Annotated in this window: 18 protein-coding genes and 1 tRNA gene; all 19 read left to right on the top strand. The window is 67.9% G+C overall.

What is annotated here, in order from left to right; all coding sequences use genetic code 11:
- The first annotated feature begins 17 nt into the window (after positions 1–17).
- The 19 genes from infC to QE438_RS08555 all read left to right on the top strand — a co-directional run bounded on the left by infC (position 18) and on the right by QE438_RS08555 (position 19409).
- On the top strand, positions 18–545 hold the full coding sequence (gene infC / locus QE438_RS08645) for a translation initiation factor IF-3 (protein WP_224096549.1): 528 nt from the start codon (positions 18–20) through the stop codon (positions 543–545).
- Between the two features lie 283 nt (positions 546–828).
- Positions 829–1026, top strand: a complete 198-nt coding sequence (rpmI, locus tag QE438_RS08640) for a 50S ribosomal protein L35 (RefSeq protein WP_014160066.1) — start codon at positions 829–831, stop codon at positions 1024–1026.
- 11 nt (positions 1027–1037) lie between these two features.
- Positions 1038–1397, top strand: a complete 360-nt coding sequence (gene rplT / locus QE438_RS08635; RefSeq protein WP_130517550.1) for a 50S ribosomal protein L20 — start codon at positions 1038–1040, stop codon at positions 1395–1397.
- Positions 1398–1556: 159 nt separating this feature from the next.
- The gene (gene pheS, locus QE438_RS08630; RefSeq protein WP_306991086.1) at positions 1557–2552 is read left to right on the top strand and encodes a phenylalanine--tRNA ligase subunit alpha; all 996 of its coding nucleotides are present in this window, start codon (positions 1557–1559) and stop codon (positions 2550–2552) included.
- A gap of 124 nt (positions 2553–2676) precedes the next feature.
- The gene (pheT, locus tag QE438_RS08625; protein WP_306991088.1) at positions 2677–5052 is read left to right on the top strand and encodes a phenylalanine--tRNA ligase subunit beta; all 2376 of its coding nucleotides are present in this window, start codon (positions 2677–2679) and stop codon (positions 5050–5052) included.
- A 19-nt stretch (positions 5053–5071) separates the two neighbouring features.
- On the top strand, positions 5072–5377 hold the full coding sequence (locus QE438_RS08620; RefSeq protein WP_093136318.1) for an integration host factor subunit alpha: 306 nt from the start codon (positions 5072–5074) through the stop codon (positions 5375–5377).
- Positions 5370–5726, top strand: a complete 357-nt coding sequence (locus QE438_RS08615; protein ID WP_093136322.1) for a MerR family transcriptional regulator — start codon at positions 5370–5372, stop codon at positions 5724–5726. Before QE438_RS08620 ends, QE438_RS08615 begins: the two co-directional genes overlap by 8 nt.
- 112 nt (positions 5727–5838) lie before the next feature.
- Positions 5839–5915: transfer RNA gene (locus QE438_RS08610), tRNA-Pro, on the top strand.
- Positions 5916–6417: 502 nt separating this feature from the next.
- Entirely contained in the window at positions 6418–7122 is a 705-nt protein-coding gene (locus QE438_RS08605) for a polysaccharide biosynthesis/export family protein (protein WP_130517554.1), read from the top strand.
- Positions 7119–8543, top strand: coding sequence for a GumC family protein (locus QE438_RS08600; RefSeq protein WP_130524815.1), 1425 nt, complete (start codon positions 7119–7121; stop codon positions 8541–8543). The genes QE438_RS08605 and QE438_RS08600 overlap by 4 nt, the downstream gene beginning before the upstream one ends.
- Positions 8544–8828: 285 nt before the next feature.
- Positions 8829–10295, top strand: coding sequence for an undecaprenyl-phosphate glucose phosphotransferase (locus tag QE438_RS08595; RefSeq protein ID WP_130517556.1), 1467 nt, complete (start codon positions 8829–8831; stop codon positions 10293–10295).
- A 3-nt stretch (positions 10296–10298) separates the two neighbouring features.
- Positions 10299–11621 (top strand): polysaccharide biosynthesis protein GumE, encoded by a 1323-nt coding sequence (locus QE438_RS08590; RefSeq protein WP_306991095.1) that lies wholly within the window; start codon positions 10299–10301, stop codon positions 11619–11621.
- Positions 11618–12748, top strand: coding sequence for a glycosyltransferase family 4 protein (locus QE438_RS08585; RefSeq protein WP_306991097.1), 1131 nt, complete (start codon positions 11618–11620; stop codon positions 12746–12748). The genes QE438_RS08590 and QE438_RS08585 overlap by 4 nt, the downstream gene beginning before the upstream one ends.
- Positions 12748–13851, top strand: coding sequence for a glycosyltransferase (locus QE438_RS08580; protein WP_306991099.1), 1104 nt, complete (start codon positions 12748–12750; stop codon positions 13849–13851). The genes QE438_RS08585 and QE438_RS08580 overlap by 1 nt, the downstream gene beginning before the upstream one ends.
- Positions 13852–13861: 10 nt before the next feature.
- Positions 13862–15352: a lipopolysaccharide biosynthesis protein gene (locus QE438_RS08575; protein WP_306996070.1), complete on the top strand. Its 1491-nt coding sequence runs from the start codon at positions 13862–13864 to the stop codon at positions 15350–15352.
- Between the two features lie 263 nt (positions 15353–15615).
- A complete protein-coding gene (locus QE438_RS08570; RefSeq protein ID WP_306991102.1) occupies positions 15616–16815 on the top strand; it encodes a glycosyltransferase in 1200 nt (399 codons plus the stop codon).
- Positions 16816–16981: 166 nt separating this feature from the next.
- On the top strand, positions 16982–17761 hold the full coding sequence (locus QE438_RS08565; RefSeq protein WP_306991105.1) for a WecB/TagA/CpsF family glycosyltransferase: 780 nt from the start codon (positions 16982–16984) through the stop codon (positions 17759–17761).
- A 97-nt stretch (positions 17762–17858) separates the two neighbouring features.
- Positions 17859–18323, top strand: coding sequence for a cupin domain-containing protein (locus tag QE438_RS08560; RefSeq protein ID WP_306991107.1), 465 nt, complete (start codon positions 17859–17861; stop codon positions 18321–18323).
- A 66-nt stretch (positions 18324–18389) separates the two neighbouring features.
- A complete protein-coding gene (locus QE438_RS08555) occupies positions 18390–19409 on the top strand; it encodes a TraB/GumN family protein (protein WP_306991109.1) in 1020 nt (339 codons plus the stop codon).
- Positions 19410–19434 lie beyond the last annotated feature (25 nt).

Below are 19434 nucleotides of genomic sequence, written 5' to 3'. Positions count from 1 at the left end.
ATCACGGAGACTGCAACATCAGTACCCCCGATAACAAGCAAAACCGCAAGAACCAGGAGATCCGCGTCCCGCGCGTGCGCGTGATCGGCAGCGACGGCGAAATGATCGGCGTGCTCTCGCGCGACGAGGCGCTGTCCATGGCCGAGGACGAGGGTCTGGACCTGGTCGAGATCCAGCCGCAGGCCGATCCGCCGGTGTGCAAGATCATGGACTTCGGCAAGTTCAAGTTCGAAGCCCAGAAGAAGGCCAACGAGGCCAAGAAGAAGACCAAGCAGGTCGAGATCAAGGAACTCAAGTTCCGCCCCGTCACCGACGAGGGCGACTACCAGATCAAGCTGCGCAACATGCGCCGTTTCCTGGAAGAGGGCGACAAGGTCAAGGTCAACATCCGCTTCCGTGGCCGCGAAATGAGCCACCAGGAGCTGGGTCGCGAGATGGCCTCGCGCATCGAGCGCGACCTGGGCGAGGACATCATCATCGAGTCCCGTCCGCGCCTTGAAGGCCGGCAGATGGTCATGATGATCGCGCCGAAGAAGAAGCAGTAAGCCTGCCCTGGCGCCCCCTCGCGGGCGCCGTGTGGCGCAAGCCGCCTGACCGGGCCCGCGCCCGGTTCATCAAACTGGCCCTTTGCGAACCTGCTGATTTGCAAGGAAATCGCCGGCCATGTATGATGCGCGGCCCGGTTTATCGCCGGGCGGCATAAAAAGCCATAGGAACCTGTCGCCGATCCGTTCCGGATCAGCGACTTACCAGCCGGTTGGGGCAGGACGGAAAGCGTGGCGCAGGCCACCGCCCAGACCAGTTATCGAAACCCACAAGGATCTAGCAATGCCCAAGATCAAGACCCACCGGGCGGCGGCGAAGCGTTTCCGCAAGACCGCCTCCGGCAAGTTCAAGGCTGGCCACGCCAACCGTAGCCACATCCTCACCAAGAAGGCGACCAAGCGGAAGCGTGGTCTTCGTGCGACGAACATCATTCGCGCCGAAGATTCCGGCCGTCTGAACCGCATGCTGCCCTACCTCTGAGGAACTAGACCATGGCACGAGTCAAGCGTGGTGTGACCGCACGTCGCCGTCACAAGAAGATCATCAGCCAGGCCAAGGGCTACTACAACGCGCGCCGCAAGGTGTTCCGCGTCGCCAAGCAGGCCGTCATCAAGGCCCAGCAGTACGCCTACATCGGCCGCAAGCAGAAGAAGCGCAACTTCCGTTCGCTGTGGATCACCCGCATCAACGCGGCGGCCCGCATCAACGGTCTGAGCTACAGCCGTTTCATGAACGGCCTGCTGAAGGCTGGCATCACCCTGGACCGCAAGGTCCTGGCCGACATCGCCGTCCACGACGCCGCCGGTTTTGCGGCGCTGGCTGAAAAGGCCAAGGGCGCGCTCGCGGCATAAGTGTCGATCCATCGAAGCGCACCGCCTCCGCGCGGCGCTTCGGCGGAAACAGCATTGCATGCATGGGGAAGGGCGCGAGTCCTTCCCCATTTTGTTTTGGGCGACCCGAAGGCGTGAGCCGGGTCGCCGCCGGACTCCTACCAGGACCTCCAAGGACCGATGAGCCAAATCGAATCCCTCACCGCGCAGGCGCTGGCCGACATCGCCGCCGCCACCGCGCCCGATGCGGTCGAATCCCTGCGCGTGGCGCTGTTGGGCAAGAGCGGTCAGGTCACCGCCCAGCTCAAGGCGCTCGGCACGCTGCCGGCCGACCAGCGCAAGGCCGCCGGCGAAGCCATCAACCGCGCGCGCGACGCCATCGCCCAGGCGCTGTCCGAACGCAAGACCGTGCTGGAGGACGCCGCGCTCGACGCGCGCCTGGCCGGCGAGGCGATCGATGTGACCCTGCCGGGCCGCGACGGCACGCGCGGCGGCCTGCATCCGATCAGCCGCACCATCGAGCGCATCACCGAGATCTTCGGCCGGCTGGGGTACGAGCTGGCCGACGGCCCGGAGATCGAGGACGACTGGCACAACTTCGAGGCGCTGAACTTCCCGCCGCACCATCCGGCGCGCGCCATGCACGACACCTTCTACTTCGGCGATGGCCGCCTGCTGCGCACTCACACCTCCGGCGTGCAGGTGCGCTACATGGGCGAACACGCCCCGCCGCTGCGCATGATCGCGCTGGGCAAGGTGTATCGCAGCGACAGCGACCAGACCCATTCGCCCATGTTCCACCAGTGCGAGGGCCTGCTGGTGGACGAGCATTCGACCTTCGCCGACCTCAAGGGCACCTTGAGCGAGTTCGTGCGGGCCTTCTTCGAGCGCGATTTCGAGATGCGCTTCCGCCCCAGTTACTTCCCCTTCGTCGAACCCGGCGCGGAAGTGGACATCGCCTGGCAGCAGCCCGACGGCAGCACGCGCTGGCTGGAGGTGCTGGGCTGCGGCATGGTCCACCCGAACGTGCTGCGCAGCGTGGGCATCGACCCGGAGCGCTACACCGGCTTCGCCTTCGGCATGGGCGTGGAGCGCTTCGCGATGCTGCGCTACGGCGTGAGCGATCTGCGCGCGTTCTTCGAGAACGATGTGCGGTTTTTGCGGCAGTTTGCTTGAGCGATGGGAGTGGGGATTCGGGATTCGGGATTCGTAAAAGCGGATTTCGGGCCCGGCCCCGACCTCGCATGAGTCCGCTTCTCACCCATCCCGAATCCCCAATCCCTAATCCCGGAATTTCAAAATGAAATTCAGCGAAAACTGGCTGCGCAGCCACGTCCCCACCGGCGCCACGCGCGAGGAACTGTCGGCGACGCTGACCGCCATCGGCCTGGAGGTCGAGGACGTCACCGCGCTGGGCGAAGGCCTGGACAAGGTGGTGGTGGCGCGCATCGTCGATTGCGCCCGGCATCCGGAAGCCGACCGCCTGCAGGTCTGTCAGGTCGATGCCGGCACCGGCGAGCGCCTGCAGATCGTGTGCGGCGCGCCCAATGCGCGCCCCGGGCTGGTCGCGCCGCTGGCGATGGTCGGCGCCAGGCTCGGTGAGATCTCCATCAAGGCCGCCAAGCTGCGCGGCGTGGACTCCAACGGCATGCTCTGCTCGGCCAAGGAGCTGGGCGTGGATGCCGACGCCTCCGGCCTGCTTGAGCTGCCGGACGATGCGCCGCTGGGGACGCCGATCGCCGACTACCTGGGCCTGCCCGATGCCAGCATCGAGATCAAGCTGACGCCCAACCGCGCCGACTGCTTCAGCGTGCGCGGCATCGCCTTCGACGTGGCCGCCGCCAGCGGCAGCGACGTGGTGCCCTTCGACGCCACGCCGGTGCCCGCCGTGCACGAGCATTCGCTGCAGGTGACGCTGGACGCCGGCGCCGATGCTCCGCGCTACTGCGGTCGTGTCATCGAGGGCGTCGATCCGACCCGCGCCACGCCGATCTGGATGGCCGAGCGCTTGCGCCGCGGCGGCGTGCGCCCGGTATCGCTGCTGGTGGACATCACCCAGTACGTGATGCTGGAGCTGGGCCAGCCGATGCATGCCTTCGACCGCGATCTGCTGACCGGTCCGGTCGGCGTGCGCCACGGCCGCAGCGGCGAGTCGCTGCAGCTGCTCGATGGCCGCACCGCCGCGCTGGACGATGGCTTCCTGGTGATCACCGATGCCGATCGTCCGGTCGCGCTGGCCGGCATCATGGGCGGGCAGGACACCAAGGTCTCCGGCGCCACGCGCAACGTGTTCCTGGAGTCGGCCTATTTCGCGCCGGCCGCCATCATCGGCCGGGGCCGTCGCCTGGGCCTGCATACCGATGCCTCGCATCGCTACGAGCGCGGCGTCGATCCGGCGCTGGCGCCGCAGGCCATCGAGGTGGCCACGCGCCTGATCGTCGAGCTGGCCGGTGGCCAGCCCGGCCCGGTCGTGCAGGCGGCGCTGGATCAGCATCTGCCCACGCCGGCGCCGATCGCCCTGCGCCGCGCCCGCGTGGCGCGCGTGCTCGGTCTGGAGATCCCGGACGCCGAAATCGAGCGCATCCTGCGCGCGCTGGGTATGCAGGTCGACGCCACCGACGCGGGCTGGTCGGTGGTTGCGCCCAGCCGGCGCTTCGACATCGCCATCGAAGAAGACCTGATCGAGGAACTGGCCCGCATCCACGGCTACGACCGCATCCCGGCCACGCTGCCCGGCGGCGCCACCCGCATCGCCGCCGACAGCGAGACCCGGCTGGACCAGGCCACCGTGCGCCGCCAGCTGGCCGCGCGCGACCTGCTGGAGACGGTCAACTTCGCCTTCGTCGACGCCCAGCTGCTGGCGCGCTGGGGGCTGACCGAAGGCGCGGTGCCGCTGGCCAATCCGCTCAGCAGCGAGCTGGGCGTGATGCGCACCTCCCTGTTGCCCGGTCTGGTCGCCGCCCTGCAGCGCAATGCGGCGCGCCAGACCAGCCGGATCCGCCTGTTCGAGCTGGGCAACGTGTTCGCCGCGGCCGGGCAGGGCGAGGCGCCGCGCGAGACGCTGCGCATCGCCGCCGCGGTCTGCGGCGACGCGCATGCCGAGCAGTGGGGCGTGCCGGCGCGCGCGGTGGATTTCCACGACCTCAAGGGCGACCTGGAGAGCCTGGCGGCGGCGTCGGGCGCGGCGCTGACGTTCGAGCCGGCGAGCGAGGGATTCGGCCATCCGGGTCGCTCGGCGCGGGTGCTGCGCGAGGGGCGGGTGATCGGCTGGATCGGGCAGCTGCATCCGCGCCTGCTCAAGGCGCTGGACCTGGATCTGCCGGTGCTGGCGTTCGAACTGGACCTGGCGCCGCTGGTCCAGCGCCAGATCCCGCGTGCGGGCGAGCTCTCGCGCTTCCCGTCGGTGCGCCGCGACCTGGCCTTCACCGTGGCCGAGGCGGTGCCCTTCGCCGCCATCGAACGGACGGTGTGGAAGGCGGCCGGCCCGCTGCTCAGGCAGGTGCTGCTGTTCGACCGCTACGTCGGCGCCGGGGTCGAAACCGGTCAAAAGAGCCTCGCTATGGGCTTGATTTTGCAGGACAACACGCGCACATTGAATGATCGCGATGTGGACGAGGTGGTCGCCGCAACGGTGGCCGCCCTGGCGCAGGAACACGGCGCCGGCATGCGCGGATGAGGCTCTCGGGGAAATACCAATGGCATTGACCAAAGCGGAGATGGCCGAACGCCTGTTCGACGAAGTCGGTCTGAACAAGCGCGAGGCCAAGGAATTCGTCGACGCGTACTTCGACGTGCTGCGTGACGCCCTGGAACAGGGGCGCCAGGTCAAGCTGTCCGGCTTCGGCAATTTCGACCTGCGGCGCAAGAACCAGCGCCCGGGCCGCAACCCCAAGACCGGCGAGGAGATCCCGATCTCCGCCCGCACCGTGGTCACCTTCCGCCCGGGCCAGAAACTCAAGGAACGCGTCGAGGCGTACGCAGGAGGCAACCCGAATGCTTGATCCCGGCAGCAACAAGGAATTGCCGCCGATCCCGGCCAAGCGCTACTTCACCATCGGTGAGGTGTCCGAGCTGTGCGACGTCAAGCCGCACGTGCTGCGCTACTGGGAGACCGAGTTCCCCAGCCTGGAGCCGGTCAAGCGCCGCGGCAACCGGCGCTACTACCAGCGCCACGACGTGCTGATGGTCCGCCAGATCCGTGGCCTGCTCTACGAACAGGGCTATACGATCGGCGGCGCGCGCCTGCGCCTGGAAGGCGAGGGCGCCAAGCAGGAATCGGCCCTGAGCAACCAGATCGTGCGCCAGGTGCGCCTGGAGCTGGAAGAAGTCCTGCAGCTGCTGCGCCGCTGAAGGCGCGGCCGCGGCTTACGCCATCGAAGGAGCGCGGTGGGGTGCCCGCCCGCGGATGAATCCGGTATGATGCGCGGCCCACCGCGACGGTGGGTGAAGTTCTTTGCGACGTCGGGGCGTAGCGCAGCCTGGTAGCGCATCTGCCTGGGGGGCAGAGGGTCGTCGGTTCAAATCCGGCCGTCCCGACCAATTCGCAGTGGAGTTCCAGACAAACGCCCGGCCTTCCGGGCGTTTTGCGTTTCTGCGCCGGGACCATGCCCGCTCGATTTACTTGCCTCCCAGCCCATGGCGTTAAACCGTCTTGAGCTAGCTGAGCATGGAGTAACTGCGACCTGAAGCCGCAGACGCGCGCTCTGTCACAAAAGTCTGTCCGGTGTCGCACACGACCCGCGTTATCCAATTTGTGCAAAGCAGCAGCAGCAAAGGGTTTTGCCGGGAAACGACAGGAAATGCGCCGGGGAGGCCGGCACGCGGTTCGTGACTGGGGGCATCGTTCGTTGGGATGTCAGTCTGGAGGCCGACGCATCGCTATGCGATAGTCGATCGCAGGCCGTATTCACATTCGGCTGGTGACCTTGAGTTCGACAGGTCACATCGTCGGACCACGTCACGAAACTCTCGCCACACCGGAACACCCGTCCGGTTGGGCACCCGCGGGCCTCCCCCCAACCCAAAGGTAGACGACCGTTTTATGGCCTCATCGCCCTCTGTTCGAAGTTTGTTGGCATGGCTCGCGCTGGCGTGCGTGCTGTTTCTGACCAGCTGCAATTCCGTGCCCAAGGAGGTCGCGACCTCGCTGCCGGCCCCCGATCCGCTGGGCGAGCTGAAGGAAACGCCGGAGTACCGCATCGGTGCCGGCGATCTGATCGAGATCAAGGTCTTCCAGATCGAGGATCTCGAGCGCCAGGTGCGCGTGGACAACGAGGGCATGATCTCGCTGCCGCTGATCGGCAACCTCAAGGCGGCCGGGCTGACGCGCAGCGAGCTGGAGGGCGAGATCACCCAGCGCTACGGCGCCCGCTTCCTGCAGGACCCGCAGGTCTCGGTGCTGATCCAGGAGTTCACCAGCCAACGCATCACCGTGTCCGGCGCGGTGTCCAAGCCGGGCAACTATCCGCTCAACGGCGCCACGCAGCTGACCCTGCAGCAGGCCCTGGCCGAGGCGCAGGGTGTGAGCGATCTGGCCAGCCGCAAGAACGTGGTGGTGTTCCGCGAGATCGGCGGGCAGAAGATGATCGCGCGCTTCGATCTGACCGAGATCGAGAAGGGCGCCAACCCCGATCCGGAAATCTACGGAGGCGACATCGTCGTGGTCTATCGCTCCGACGCACGCCTGCTCCTGCGCACCGTGCTTGAGCTGACCCCCTTCGTCATGGTTTTCAGGGCTTATCGATGAGTACGGTCGACCACCACTCCGGTCATCTCAACGCAAGACACGCCGACGTCACCCTGCTGGAGTACTGGCATGCCATCACCACCCGCCGCTGGCTGATCGCGGGCGTGACGCTGGCCGTGGCCGCCCTGGTGCTGGTGGTCACGCTGCTGATGACGCCCAAGTACCAGGCCACCACCACGTTGCAGATCAATCGCGACGCGATGAACGTGGTCAACATCGAGAACCTGATGCCGGCCGAGTCGCCGATGGACCGCGACTTCTACGACACGCAGTACGAGCTGCTGCGCAGCCGTTCGCTGGCCCAGCAGGTCATCCGCACGACCCATCTGGCCGAGCATCCCGCCTACAAGGAACTGGCCGAGAAGGTCGCCGCGCAGGCCGCCGACGGCGCCGAGGGCGACAAGGCCACGGTGCGCAAGCGGCAGCAGGAGGCGGTCGAGCGTGCGCTGACCGACAACGTGCTGGCCGGGCTGGACGTGGAGCCGGTGCGCAACTCGCGTCTGGCCAAGGTCCACTTCAGCTCGCCCGACCCGGCGCTCTCGGCCCAGGTCGCCAACGCCTACGCCTCGACCTTCATCGCCGACAACCTGCAGCGCCAGCTCGATGCCTCGACCTTCGCGGTCAAGTATCTGTCCGACCGGCTGGAGCAGTTGCGCGGCAAGGTGGAGGAATCCGAGCGGGCGCTGGTGGACTACTCGGGCGATCAGCAGATCGTCTCGATCGGCGACAACCAGCCCTCGCTGCCCGCGCAGAACCTGAGCGAGCTCAACGGCATGCTGGCCACCGCGCAGGCGGCCAAGCTGCAGGCCGAGGCCGCCTGGAACGAGGCGCGCGCCGGCGACGGGATGAACCTGCCGCAGGTGGTCTCCAGCCCGCTGATCCAGAACCTGCGCGAAGCGCAGTCGGAGATGGAGACCGAGTACAACCAGAAGCTGGCCACCTACAAGCCCGACTATCCGGAGATGCAGCGTCTGAAGAGCCGCATCGACGCGGGCAACCAGCAGATCCGCCGCGAGGTGGCGGTCATCCGGGCCTCGTTGAAGTCGCAATACGATGCGGCGGCCCAGCAGGAGCAGCTCACCGAGCAGCGCATCAGTGCGCTCAAGCACGACCAGCTGGATCTGGAAGAGCGCAGCATCCGCTACAACATGCTCAAGCGCGATGTGGACACCAACCGTCAGCTGTACGACGCGCTGCTGCAGCGCTTCAAGGAGATCGGCGTCGCAGGTAACGTCGGGGCCAACAATATCTCGGTCATCGACAAGGCGGAAATTCCGAGCACGCCCAGCTCGCCGCGGCTGGTGGTGAACCTGGCGCTGGGCCTGGTGTTCGGTTTCTTCCTCGGCCTGGTGCTCGCGCTGCTGCTGCATCTGGCCGGTTCGCTGCGACGCTCGCAGCCCCACACGACGCATCAAAACTGAATAGACGAGGAGCCTGCATTCGAGCCCCGACCCGTGAGCTGGTGCACAGAACCTTCGCAGTCTTTCTGCGAGTGTTGCACCGCAGCAACTGGTTTGTTCGCCGCGACGTTTTCGGTGAACAGGGGGACATGCAGTGCTCCAGTGCGAGGTGGTGGCCGTTGGCCTGACGTCCGGGACGCTCTCAAGCGTTTCGCGCGTTAACCAAACGAGTCACCACATCGAGCATCGTTTCCCGGCATGCGCGCCTAGGCGCCATGCCAGTGAAGCACCAGATTGGAGAGCGCCATGCTTCTTGCTGACCTCAGTAGCGGTACCGATACAAGCACCTCGCCGCGTCTGCTTTCCAAGTATTCGGCGGCGGCGGATGTTTTGCTGCGGGTCTCGGACATCGTGGTGGTGGTCGCGGCGGCCCTGATCGCCTATCGGCTGCGGTTCGACACCTGGTTGCCGGCGGTGGGCTACCGCGGCGTGATCGGCACCACGCTGCTCTATGCGGTGATCTGCTTCACCGCCTTCCCGCTGTATCGCAGCTGGCGCGGGCGCGGCCTGGGCCGCGAGGTAATGGTGCTGGGCGTGGCCTGGAGCGGCGTGTTCGCGCTGTTCGCGGTGCACGCGCTGGTGGTGCAGATGGGGCAGTTCGTCTCGCGCAGCTGGCTCGGCGCCTGGTATCTGCTGGGGTTCGTCGGCCTGGTGGCCTCCCGTACCGTCCTGCGCAACGTGCTGAGCGCGCTGCGCAGCAGCGGCCTGGATACCCAGCGCGTGGTGGTGATCGGCCTGCGCACGCCGGTGTTCAAGCTGCAGCACTATCTGTCGCGCAACAGCTGGGTGGGTCTGCAACTGGTCGGCTATTTCCAGAGCCGCTACGACATGGTGCCCAGCGCCGCGTCCAGCCGTCTTCCGTGCCTGGGCATCTCCGCGCCGGAGGAACTCGAGCGCTACCTGCAGGAGAACACCATCGAGCAGGTGTGGATCTCCATGCCGCTGGGCGACCGCGACCGCATCAAGGCGCTGCTGCAGGTGCTGGACCGTTATCCGATCACGGTCAAGCTGGTGCCCGACCTGTTCGACTTCGGCATGCTCAACCAGCAGGGCGAGCAGATCGGCAACGTGCCGGTGATCAACCTGCGCCAGGGCGGCGTGGACCGCAACAACTACTTCGTGGTGGCCAAGTCGCTGCAGGACAAGATCGTGGCCATCGGCGCGCTGCTGGTGCTGTGGCCGCTGCTGCTGGCCGTGGCGATCGGCGTCAAGCTCAGCTCGCCCGGCCCGGTGTTCTTCCGCCAGAAGCGCAACGGCCTGGGCGGCCGCGAGTTCTACATGCTCAAGTTCCGCTCGATGTATGTCGACCAGCCCGGCGCGGGCAAGGGCGAGGTGAAGCAGGCGACCAAGGGCGACGCGCGCATCACGCGCTTCGGCGGCTTCCTGCGCCGCACGAGCATCGACGAGCTGCCGCAGATCTTCAACGTGCTCGGCGGCAGCATGTCCATCGTCGGGCCGCGCCCGCATGCGGCCCAGCACAACAGCCATTACGAGAAGCTGATCAACCGCTACATGCAGCGCCATTACGTCAAGCCGGGGATCACCGGTTGGGCGCAGGTCAACGGCTTCCGCGGCGAGACGCCGGAGCTGCGTACCATGAAGAAGCGCGTGCAGTACGACCTGGACTACATCCGCCGCTGGTCGCTGTGGCTGGACTGCAAGATCATCGTGCTCACGGCCGTGCGTGTGCTTGGCCAGAAGACCGCGTACTGATCCATGGCCGCAGTTCCCCATGAGGCCGTGCCGGTGCGCGCTGCCACGCACGCGCGGGCCACGCACCGGCAACGCGATCTGCTGATCGAGCTGCTGCTGCTGTTCGCGGTCGGTTACAACTTCCTGCTCGCCTTCGTCAACGCGAAGGTCACGCCGGTCTCGCCGGCGCTGACCTATGTCGCCGAGCTGCTGATCTACGCCGGCTGCTTCGGCATCGGGATCTGGACCCTGGAGCGCTCCAAGGTCGTCGCGCTGATCGCCGGGATCACGGTGATCGTCGCGGTGCTGCTGTTCCGCTATCTGATCGAGTGGCGGGTGGACGCGAAGTTCATTCGCGACGCGCTCATTCCGTTCGCCTTCCTGGTGCTCGGATCGGCGTACGGCGGTTCGCTGCCGAAGTTGTTCGTGCGCATGGCCGTCATCATCAGCCTGGTGGCCGGTTTCGAGCTGGCCGCGCCGGATCTGTATGGCGACTGGGTCAACCCGAAGAGCTATTACGTCAACACGCGCGGCCTGGACGAAGGCGGCTTCTGGAACGAGGACAGCAACCTGTTCGTGAGCGCGACGCGTCCTGGCGAGCGCAACTTCCTGCCGGGCAGCAACCTGCCGCGCGCGTCCTCGATCTTCGTCGAGCCGGTGACCGCCGGCAACTTCATCGTGTTCTTCGTGGCGATCCTGCTGACGTTCTGGCGCTCGATGCGCTTGGGGCAGGTGGCGCTGTCGGTGGGCCTGCTGCTGTTCCTGATCGTGGCCACCGACGGACGGCTTGCGGTGGGCACCAGTCTCCTGCTGATCCTGGGTGCTCCGTTCCTCAGACGCCTGGATCAACGGCTCTCGTTCCTGATCATGCCGCTGGTGCTGCTGGGGGCGGCGGCGGTCGTCTGGATCTCGGGCGTGAGCGCCTACCAGGACAACACGCTGGGGCGCGTCTACCTGACCGTGAACGCGATGCTGCAGATGCCGGCCGAGGCCTGGATGGGGCTGGATTTCGACGCGCCCTACAAGTACTTCGACAGCGGCATCGCCTACTTCATCGCCTCGCAGTCGATCATGGTGGTGGGCTTCTTCCTGCTGGCCTACGCCTTCGGCCTGGACATGCCGACCGAGGATGGTCAGGCGTTCAAGAACTTCTTCATGCTGGCGTTCTCCGTCGGCCTGCTGGTGTCCAACAGCCTGTTTTCGGTCAAGTCCGCGGCGCTGTGGTGGTTCGTCTGCGGTGCGCTGTGGCAGCTCAAGGGCGTGCCCTGGCGCACGCCGACCGGTCTTGCGCAGGAGGCGCATGCGATGGGGCCCCCCGTGGCGCCATCGCCGGAGGTCGCGCGATGAAGGTCGTCCATGTGGTGCGTCAGTTCCACCCCTCCGTCGGCGGGCTGGAAGACGTCGTGCTGAACGTCGCCCTGCATCATCGCGACAACAGCCAGGACCAGGTGGAAGTGGTGACGCTGGATCGCATCTTCAGCGAGCCCGAGGTGCGCCTGCCTGCCCAGGCCGCGCATCGCGAGATCCCGGTCAAGCGCCTGCCGTGGTCCGGGTCCAGCCGCTATCCGCTCACGCCGAGCGTGCTGGGCGCGATCAGGTCGGCGGACGTGGTCCATGTGCACGGCATCGATTTCTTCTTCGACTATCTGGCCGCGACCCGGCTGCTGCATCGCAAGCCGATGATCGTGTCCACGCACGGCGGCTTCTTCCACACCGGCTACGCCTCGCGGCTCAAGCAGCTGTGGTTTTCCAGCATCACGCGCGCTTCGGCCCACGCCTACCAGCGCGTGGTGGCGACCAGTGAGAACGACGGCAGCCTGTTCTCCCGTGTGGTGGCGCCCAAGCGCCTGCGCGTGATCGAGAACGGCGTGGACGTGCAGAAGTTCGCCGGTCGCGGCAGCCAGACGCCGGGTCGGACGCTGATCTATTTCGGGCGCTGGTCGGTCAACAAGGGGCTGCTGGAGACGCTGGCGCTGTTCGAAGCGCTGCGCGCGCTGGATCCGGACTGGAAGCTGATCGTCGCCGGCCGCGAATACGACCTCACCGCCGACGGCCTGGCGCGCGACATCGCCGCGCGCGGGCTGACCGATCACGTGCAGGTGGTGGCCTCGCCCTCCGAGGCCGAGCTGGCCGCCTTGCTGGAACGTGCGCAGTACTTCGTCTGCCTGTCGCGGCACGAGGGCTTCGGCATCGCGCCGGTGGAGGCGATGAGCGCCGGACTGATCCCGGTGCTCAGCGATATCCCGCCGTTCCGGCGGCTGGTGGAGGAATCCGGCCTGGGCGTGCTGGTCGACCCGACGGACCCCAAGGCCGGTGCGCAGGCGGCGCAGGCGCTGACGGCCGTGCCGGAAGAAACCTTCGCCACGCGCCGTCAGGCGGCCATGGACTTCGTCCAGCGCTACCACTGGCGCCACGTGGTGGGACGCTACATGGACGAATATCACGCCGCGCTGGGCACGGCGGGGCGCGCGTGATGGCGACGCACGACCAGGACGCGCAGGCGCCCGCCACCGGCAAGCCGCTGCTGACCGTGCTGCAGCAGTTCAACGCGCCCACGCCCAAGACCAATCCCTACCTGGTGCAGCTGCTGGCGGCCCTGTCGCCGCTGGTGCGCGTGCGCTTCTGGTCGCTGCGCACGGCGCTGCTCTCGCGCTACGACGTGGTGCATCTGCACTGGCCCGAATACACGATGCGGCATGCCACCGCGCTGGGGCGCGCCCTGCGCCAGTGCGCCGTCGCGCTGCTGCTGCTGCGCTGGACCGTGCTGCGCACGCCGATCGTGCGCACGCTGCACAACCTGGCCCCGCACGAGCAGGGCGGCGCGGTCGAGCGTTGGCTGCTGCGGCGCATGGATCGCATGACCTCGCGCTGGATCCGCATCAACGAGACCACCGAGCCGCGCGCGCCGGGCACCGATACCGCGCTGCATGGCCATTACGTCGACTGGTTCGCGCCGCATCCGCAGGGCAGGCCGGTGGCCGGGCGCCTGCTGCACTTCGGCCTGATCCGGCCCTATAAGGGCGTGGAAGGGCTGTTGACGTCCATGGCCGGCCTCACCGAGCCCGGCTGCAGCCTGCGCGTGGTGGGCAACCCGGCCAGTCCGCAGATGCGCACGCTGGTGGAGGCGGCCTGCGCACGCGATCCGCGGGTCAGCGCCCTGCTGCAGTACGTCGACGATCCGACGCTGGCCCTGGAAGTGTCCGAATCCGAGCTGGTCGTGCTGCCCTACAAGGAGATGCACAACTCCGGCACCCTGCTGCTGGCCCTGTCGCTGGGCCGGCCGGTGCTGGTGCCGCGCACGGCCAACAACGCGGCCGTCGCCGCCGAAGTCGGGCCTGGCTGGGTCTTCATGTACGAGGGCGAGCTGGATGCGCAGGTGATCCAGTGGGGCCTGGCGCAGGCGCGTAACACGCCCCGCGCGCCGACGCCCGATCTGTCGCGGCGCGACTGGTCGCAGGCCGGGCAGCTGCATTACCGCAGCTATCTCGCCGCGCTCCGCCAGCGCCGTGGCCAGACGCAGGCTGCCGACACCGACCCCGCGCGCGATCGGCGCGCCGCGGACAACCGCAGCCGGTGAGGGCGTGTCGGTGGCCGTGAAGTCGGACGCGGGCGCGTCGCATCCGGGCCTGGGCAGCCGGGCCGCGGCCGGCGCGGCCAAGACCATGGCCGGGCAGGGCGCGCGCATGGTCGTGCAGTTCGGCGGGATCATCCTGCTGGCGCGCCTGCTGAGCCCGGAAGACTACGGCGTCATGGCGATGGTGACCGCGCTGGTCGGCATCTGCGAGATCCTGCGCGACTTCGGCCTGTCCTCGGCCGCGATCCAGGCCAAGAGCCTGTCCAAGGCGCAGCGCGACAACCTGTTCTGGATGAACAGCGCCATCGGCCTGGTGCTGGGCCTGGTGGTGTTCGCGGGCGCCGGCTGGATCGCGCGCTTCTATCACGAGCCGCGCCTGGCCGCGGTCAGCCAGGTCATGTCGGTGACCTTCCTGCTCAGCGGCATGAACACCCAGTACCGCGCGCATCTGAGTCGTGAGCTGATGTTCGGTCGCCTGGCGCTGAGCGATGTCGGCGGACAGTCGCTGGGACTGATCGCGGCGGTGATCGCCGCGCTGGCCGGCCTGGGCTATTGGGCGCTGGTGATCCAGCAGGTGGTCGGCGGCGCGGTCGGCCTGCTGGTCGCGATGGTCGCCGCGCGCTGGCTGCCCGGGCGCCCGCAGCGCGGCGTGGAGATGCGCCACTTCCTCAGCTTCGGCTGGAACCTGATGGCCGCCCAGGCGCTGGGCTACGCCAGCCAGAACATCGGTCAGGTGCTGATCGGCTATCGGCTGGGCGCCGAGGCGCTGGGCCTGTACAACCGCGCCTTCCAGCTGCTGATGATGCCGCTGAACCAGATCAACGCGCCGGCCACCACCGTGGCCCTGCCGGTGCTGTCCAAGCTGCAGGACGAGCGCGAACGCTATTCGACCTTCCTGCTGCGCGGGCAGACGGTGATGGTCCATCTGATCGTGGCCATCTTCGCCTTCGCCTGCGCGCAGGGCGAGCCGCTGATCCGGCTGTTCCTGGGCGAGCAGTGGCGCGGGGCGGTGCCGATCTTCCAGGTGTTGACGCTGGGCGGGGTGTTCCAGGTCGTAGCCTATGCGACGTACTGGGTATTCCTGTCGCTGGGCCTGATGCGCGCGCAGCTGATCTACTCGGTGATCGCACGCGCGCTGCTGATCGTGTGCATCCTGGTGGGCTCGCACTGGGGCGCGCTGGGCGTGGCGGTCGGCTATGCGCTGGGCCTGGCGCTGATGTGGCCGATGTCGGTGATCTGGGTCACCCGGGTCGGCCAGGCGCCGGGCAGGGCGATGTTCAACAACGGGCTGCGGGCGCTGGTCGGCTACGGCCTGTGCGGCGCGGCCTCGTGGGCGGCGGCGCGGCACTGGGCGCAGACGCCGGTGCTGGAGCTGGCGATCGGCTTCGTGGCGATCGTGCTCGCGTTCGGCTTGGTGTGCCTGCTGTGGCCGTCGTTCCGGCGCGACGTGGCCACGATCCTGAGCAGCCGCGAGCTGCTGCGTCGGCGCGGCTCGGCCGCGTGATGGAGTTCCCACTTCGCATCTCGCGCGTGATTTAAGGCCGCGCGGGTTCAGTTTCAGCGTCGATAACGCCTCCTGGCTCATGTTCGGTGAACGCGCCGCGGGCCACCCTCGCTGGTGTGGCCGGCCGACTCCAGGCCCCGGGCCGTGATTTTTGCGACGCAGCACCCGGACTTGGATGTGGCGGCCGACACATGCTTGCCGTCGCTGCAGGCCACGACGCTGTAGCGACCGTATCCGCTCTCCATCCCCCCACTGGAGTTGCCATGCCGGCCCTCGACGCTTCGCCTTCCGCCATCGCGCGCACGATCCCCGCCTCCGCCACCGCCAAGCCGCGGTCGGGCCAGGAGCGGACGCGCTATCTGGTGCTGTCCGCCCACGACTACCGCACCCCGCGACGCGCCAATATCCACTTCATCGCCGACGAGCTGGCCAAGCGCGGTCCCACGCGCTTCTTCTCCCTGCGCTACAGCCGCCTGTCCAAGTACAAGCAGGACCTGCGCCTGCCGCTGGACGCGACTGCCAATCAGGTCGTCCTCCACAAGGGCGTGGAGTGCTATCTGTGGCGCACGCTGGTGCATCCGTTCAATACCCGGCGCGCGTGGCTGCGTCCGATCGAGAACCTGATGTTCCGCGCCTACGCGGCGCGCCCGCCGGCGCAGCTGGTGCAGTGGATCCGCGAGTCGGATGTCATCGTGCTGGAGAGCGGCACGGCCGTGGCCTTCATCCGCCTGTGCAAGCAGCTCAATCCGAATGCGCGCCTGGTGTATCGCGCCTCCGACGGGTTGAGCACGATCGAGGTGGCGCAGTACATCACGCGCGAGTTCGACAACGTCTGCGGCATGCTCGACGCGATCGCGCTGGTATCGCCGGTGATGGCCGAGGAGATCAACAGCCAGCACAACGTCTATCACGTCGGTCATGGCGTCGATCCCGGGCTGGACCAACTGGGCGATCCCAATCCTTATCCGGACACCGGCATCCATGCGGTCTCGGTGGGCTCGATGCTGTTCGACCCGACCTTCATCGCCCAGGCCAGCCATGCCTTCCCGCAGGTGACCTTCCATGTGATCGGCTCGGGCCAGGGGCGCGATCCGGACTATGGCGACAACGTCATCGTCTATGGCGAGATGAAGCACACCGACGTGGTGCGCTACATGAAGCACGCGCGCTTCGGCATCGCGCCCTATGCCTCCGAACAGGTGCCGGCGTATCTGGCGGACAGTTCGATGAAGCTGCTGCAGTACGATTTCTTCGGCCTGCCGGCGGTCTGCCCGCATGCGGTGGTGGGCGGCTACGCCTCGCGCTTCGGCTACACGCCCGGCGATGCGGGCTCGATCCGCGCTGCCATCGAACAGGCCCTGGCCGCCCCACACGTGCGCCACCGCCAGTGCCTGGACTGGCCGCAGACCACCGATCGCCTGCTCGACCCCGAGCGCTATCCGGAAATCCGCGTCACGGCCTGAACAGGGTGACCGGCGCCGTGAGGGGTTTGCGTTCATTGGGATGACCCCGGCGCCGGATCGGCCGTCCGGGGCCCTGCGCGCACACGGACGTCCTGCCCGGATCCCTGTTTCGATGCGGCCGCATCCGAGGTGCGCCACGCATCGCCCATTTCCCCCCGGTGATTGAATGCTCGTTTTTCCCAGCCATCCCAACGACCTCGATGCACAGGCCGAGCGCCTGCCTCTGGGCGGCTATCCGGTCATCAGCACGCGCCTGCCGGTGTTCACCGCCGCCTTGCTGCGCGCGCTGGAACTGGGCGATCGCCAGCGGGTGTTCTTCGCCAACACCAACTTCGTCGTCGAGTGCCAGGCGCTGCGCCCGCAGATGCATGCGGCCGGGGTGACCATCGTCAACGACGGCATCGGCATGGATCTGGCCGCGATGCTGGTACACCGCCGTCGCTTCGCCGAGAACCTCAACGGCACCGACCTGATCCCGCGCCTGTGCCAGTCCAGCAGCCGGCCGTTGCGCTTCTTCCTGCTCGGCGGCAAGCCGGGCGTCGGCGAGGCCGCCGCAAGCGCGCTGGAGAGCGTCTACGGTCAGCAGATCGTCGGCGTCTGCGATGGCTATGCGCAGATGCGCGCCCACGGCGAGGGCCTGGTGGACACCATCAACGCCGCGGCGCCGGACGTGCTGCTGGTCGCGCTGGGCAATCCGATCCAGGAGCGCTGGATCCTCGAGCACAGCGCCGCGCTGCAGGTGCCGCTCGCCTTCGGCGTGGGGGCGTTGCTGGATTTCCTTTCCGGCAACGCCAAGCGCGCGCCGCAGTGGGTGCAGAAGCTGCACATGGAGTGGGCCTACCGCCTGCTGCACGAGCCGCGGCGCCTGATCAAGCGGTATTCGGTGGATCTGTTCACCTTCTTCGGCGTCTGCCTGCGCGCGGCGCGGGCCGATCGCGCGGACTGAAGGCAACCCTGTCCGCGCAGTGAAGCGCAGCCGCAAGGTGTCGCGGCGCGCGCCGGGCGCAGGGGAGGCATATGCGCGCCGCTGCTAGCATGCCGCCATGACGCAGGACATCGATCAGCTCATCGCCGCGCTGCAGCTCGCGCCGCATCCCGAAGGCGGCTACTACCGGCGCATCCACGCCTCGCAGTTGGAAGTGCTGCACGCCGGGCGCCTGCGCCCGGCCATGACGGCCATCCACTTCCTGCTGCGCCAGGGCCAGCGCAGCCGCTGGCACCGGGTCGATGCGGACGAGGGCTGGCACTGGCGGCAGGGTGGGCCGCTGCAGCTGCAGATCTTCGATCCGGAGAACGATACGCTGCAGACGCTCGCATTGAGCGCTCAAGCTTCCGCAATGGCCGTCGTCCCGGCAGGGCACTGGCAGCGCGCGTGGACCGAGGCGCCTTACGCGCTGGTGGACTGCACCGTCGCGCCCGGCTTCGTCTGGGAAGGCTTCGCGCTGCTCGACGCCGCGCCGCAGATCGCTGAACGCTTGCACGCCCTGGGCGCGCCGGACCTGGATTGAAACGCGGGCGCGCCCCGTAAGATCCGGCCATCGGCGCCGGCCGGCGTCCCTGCAGGAGGTCCTTGTATGCGCAAGCTGCGCCTGACTCTGGTCGCGCCGCTGTTGCTGTTCGTGCTGTCCGCCTCCGCGCAGCAGGCGCCGCCGCCGCCGGCCAGCGAGCCTGCGATCACCGACCTGGCGCCGATGACGGTCTCGGGCGTGCAGCCGGGTCCGGGCCTGTGGAAAATCAGCCGCGATGGCCATGTGCTGTGGGTGCTGGGCACGCTGACGCCGTTGCCCAAGCGCATGGACTGGCGTTCGACGGAGGTGGAATCGGCCATCGCCGGCTCGCAGGAGCTGCTGCTGCCGCCGAGCATGTCGCTGGACACCGGGCGCGGCATGTTCGGCAACCTGTTTCTGCTGCCGTCGCTGTTCAAGGCGGCCAAGAACCCCGACGGCCAGACCCTGCAGGAAGTTGTTCCGGCGTCCGAGTACGCGCGCTGGAGCGCGCTCAAGGCGCGCTACCTGGGGCGCGACCGCAGCGTCGAGCAGCGCCGTCCGATCTTCGCCGCGCTGGAGCTGTACAAGGCGGCGATGAAGGACGCCGCGCTGAGCACCGACAACATCGTGGCCGAGCGGGTGCAGACCCTGGCCAAGCGCGCCGGCCTGAAGGTCACCTCGGTGGTGGCGACCGCCAGGCTGGAGGATCCCAAGGCGGCGATCCGCGAATTCCAGCGCACCGGGCTCGACGACCGCAGCTGCTTCAGCCGTACGCTGGACGTGCTCGAGCACGAGATCGATGCGATGCGCGCCCAGGCCAACGCCTGGGCGGTCGGCGACATCGACACCTTGCGCATCGCGCCGCAGGCGACCCAGTACGGCGTGTGCCAGGCGGCGATCAGCGAGAGCGGCCTGGCGCGCAAGCTGGGCCTCAGCACGCTGCGCCAGCAGTCGCTGGACCTGTGGCTGGAGAAGGCCCAGGCCGCGCTGGCCCAGCACCAGGGCACCGTGGCGCTGCTGCCGATGGGCCTGATCCTGGGTCGCAACAATCTGATCGATGCGCTCAAGGCGCGCGGCTACACGGTCGAGGCGCCCGACGCGCAGTGAGGTCGCCGGGCGCGCGCCTAGCGCA

Origin of the sequence: Pseudoxanthomonas sp. SORGH_AS_0997 (assembly GCF_031453535.1) — a bacterium.
Lineage (GTDB): Bacteria > Pseudomonadota > Gammaproteobacteria > Xanthomonadales > Xanthomonadaceae > Pseudoxanthomonas_A > Pseudoxanthomonas_A winnipegensis.
This window is presented reverse-complemented; position numbering and strand designations above follow the sequence as displayed.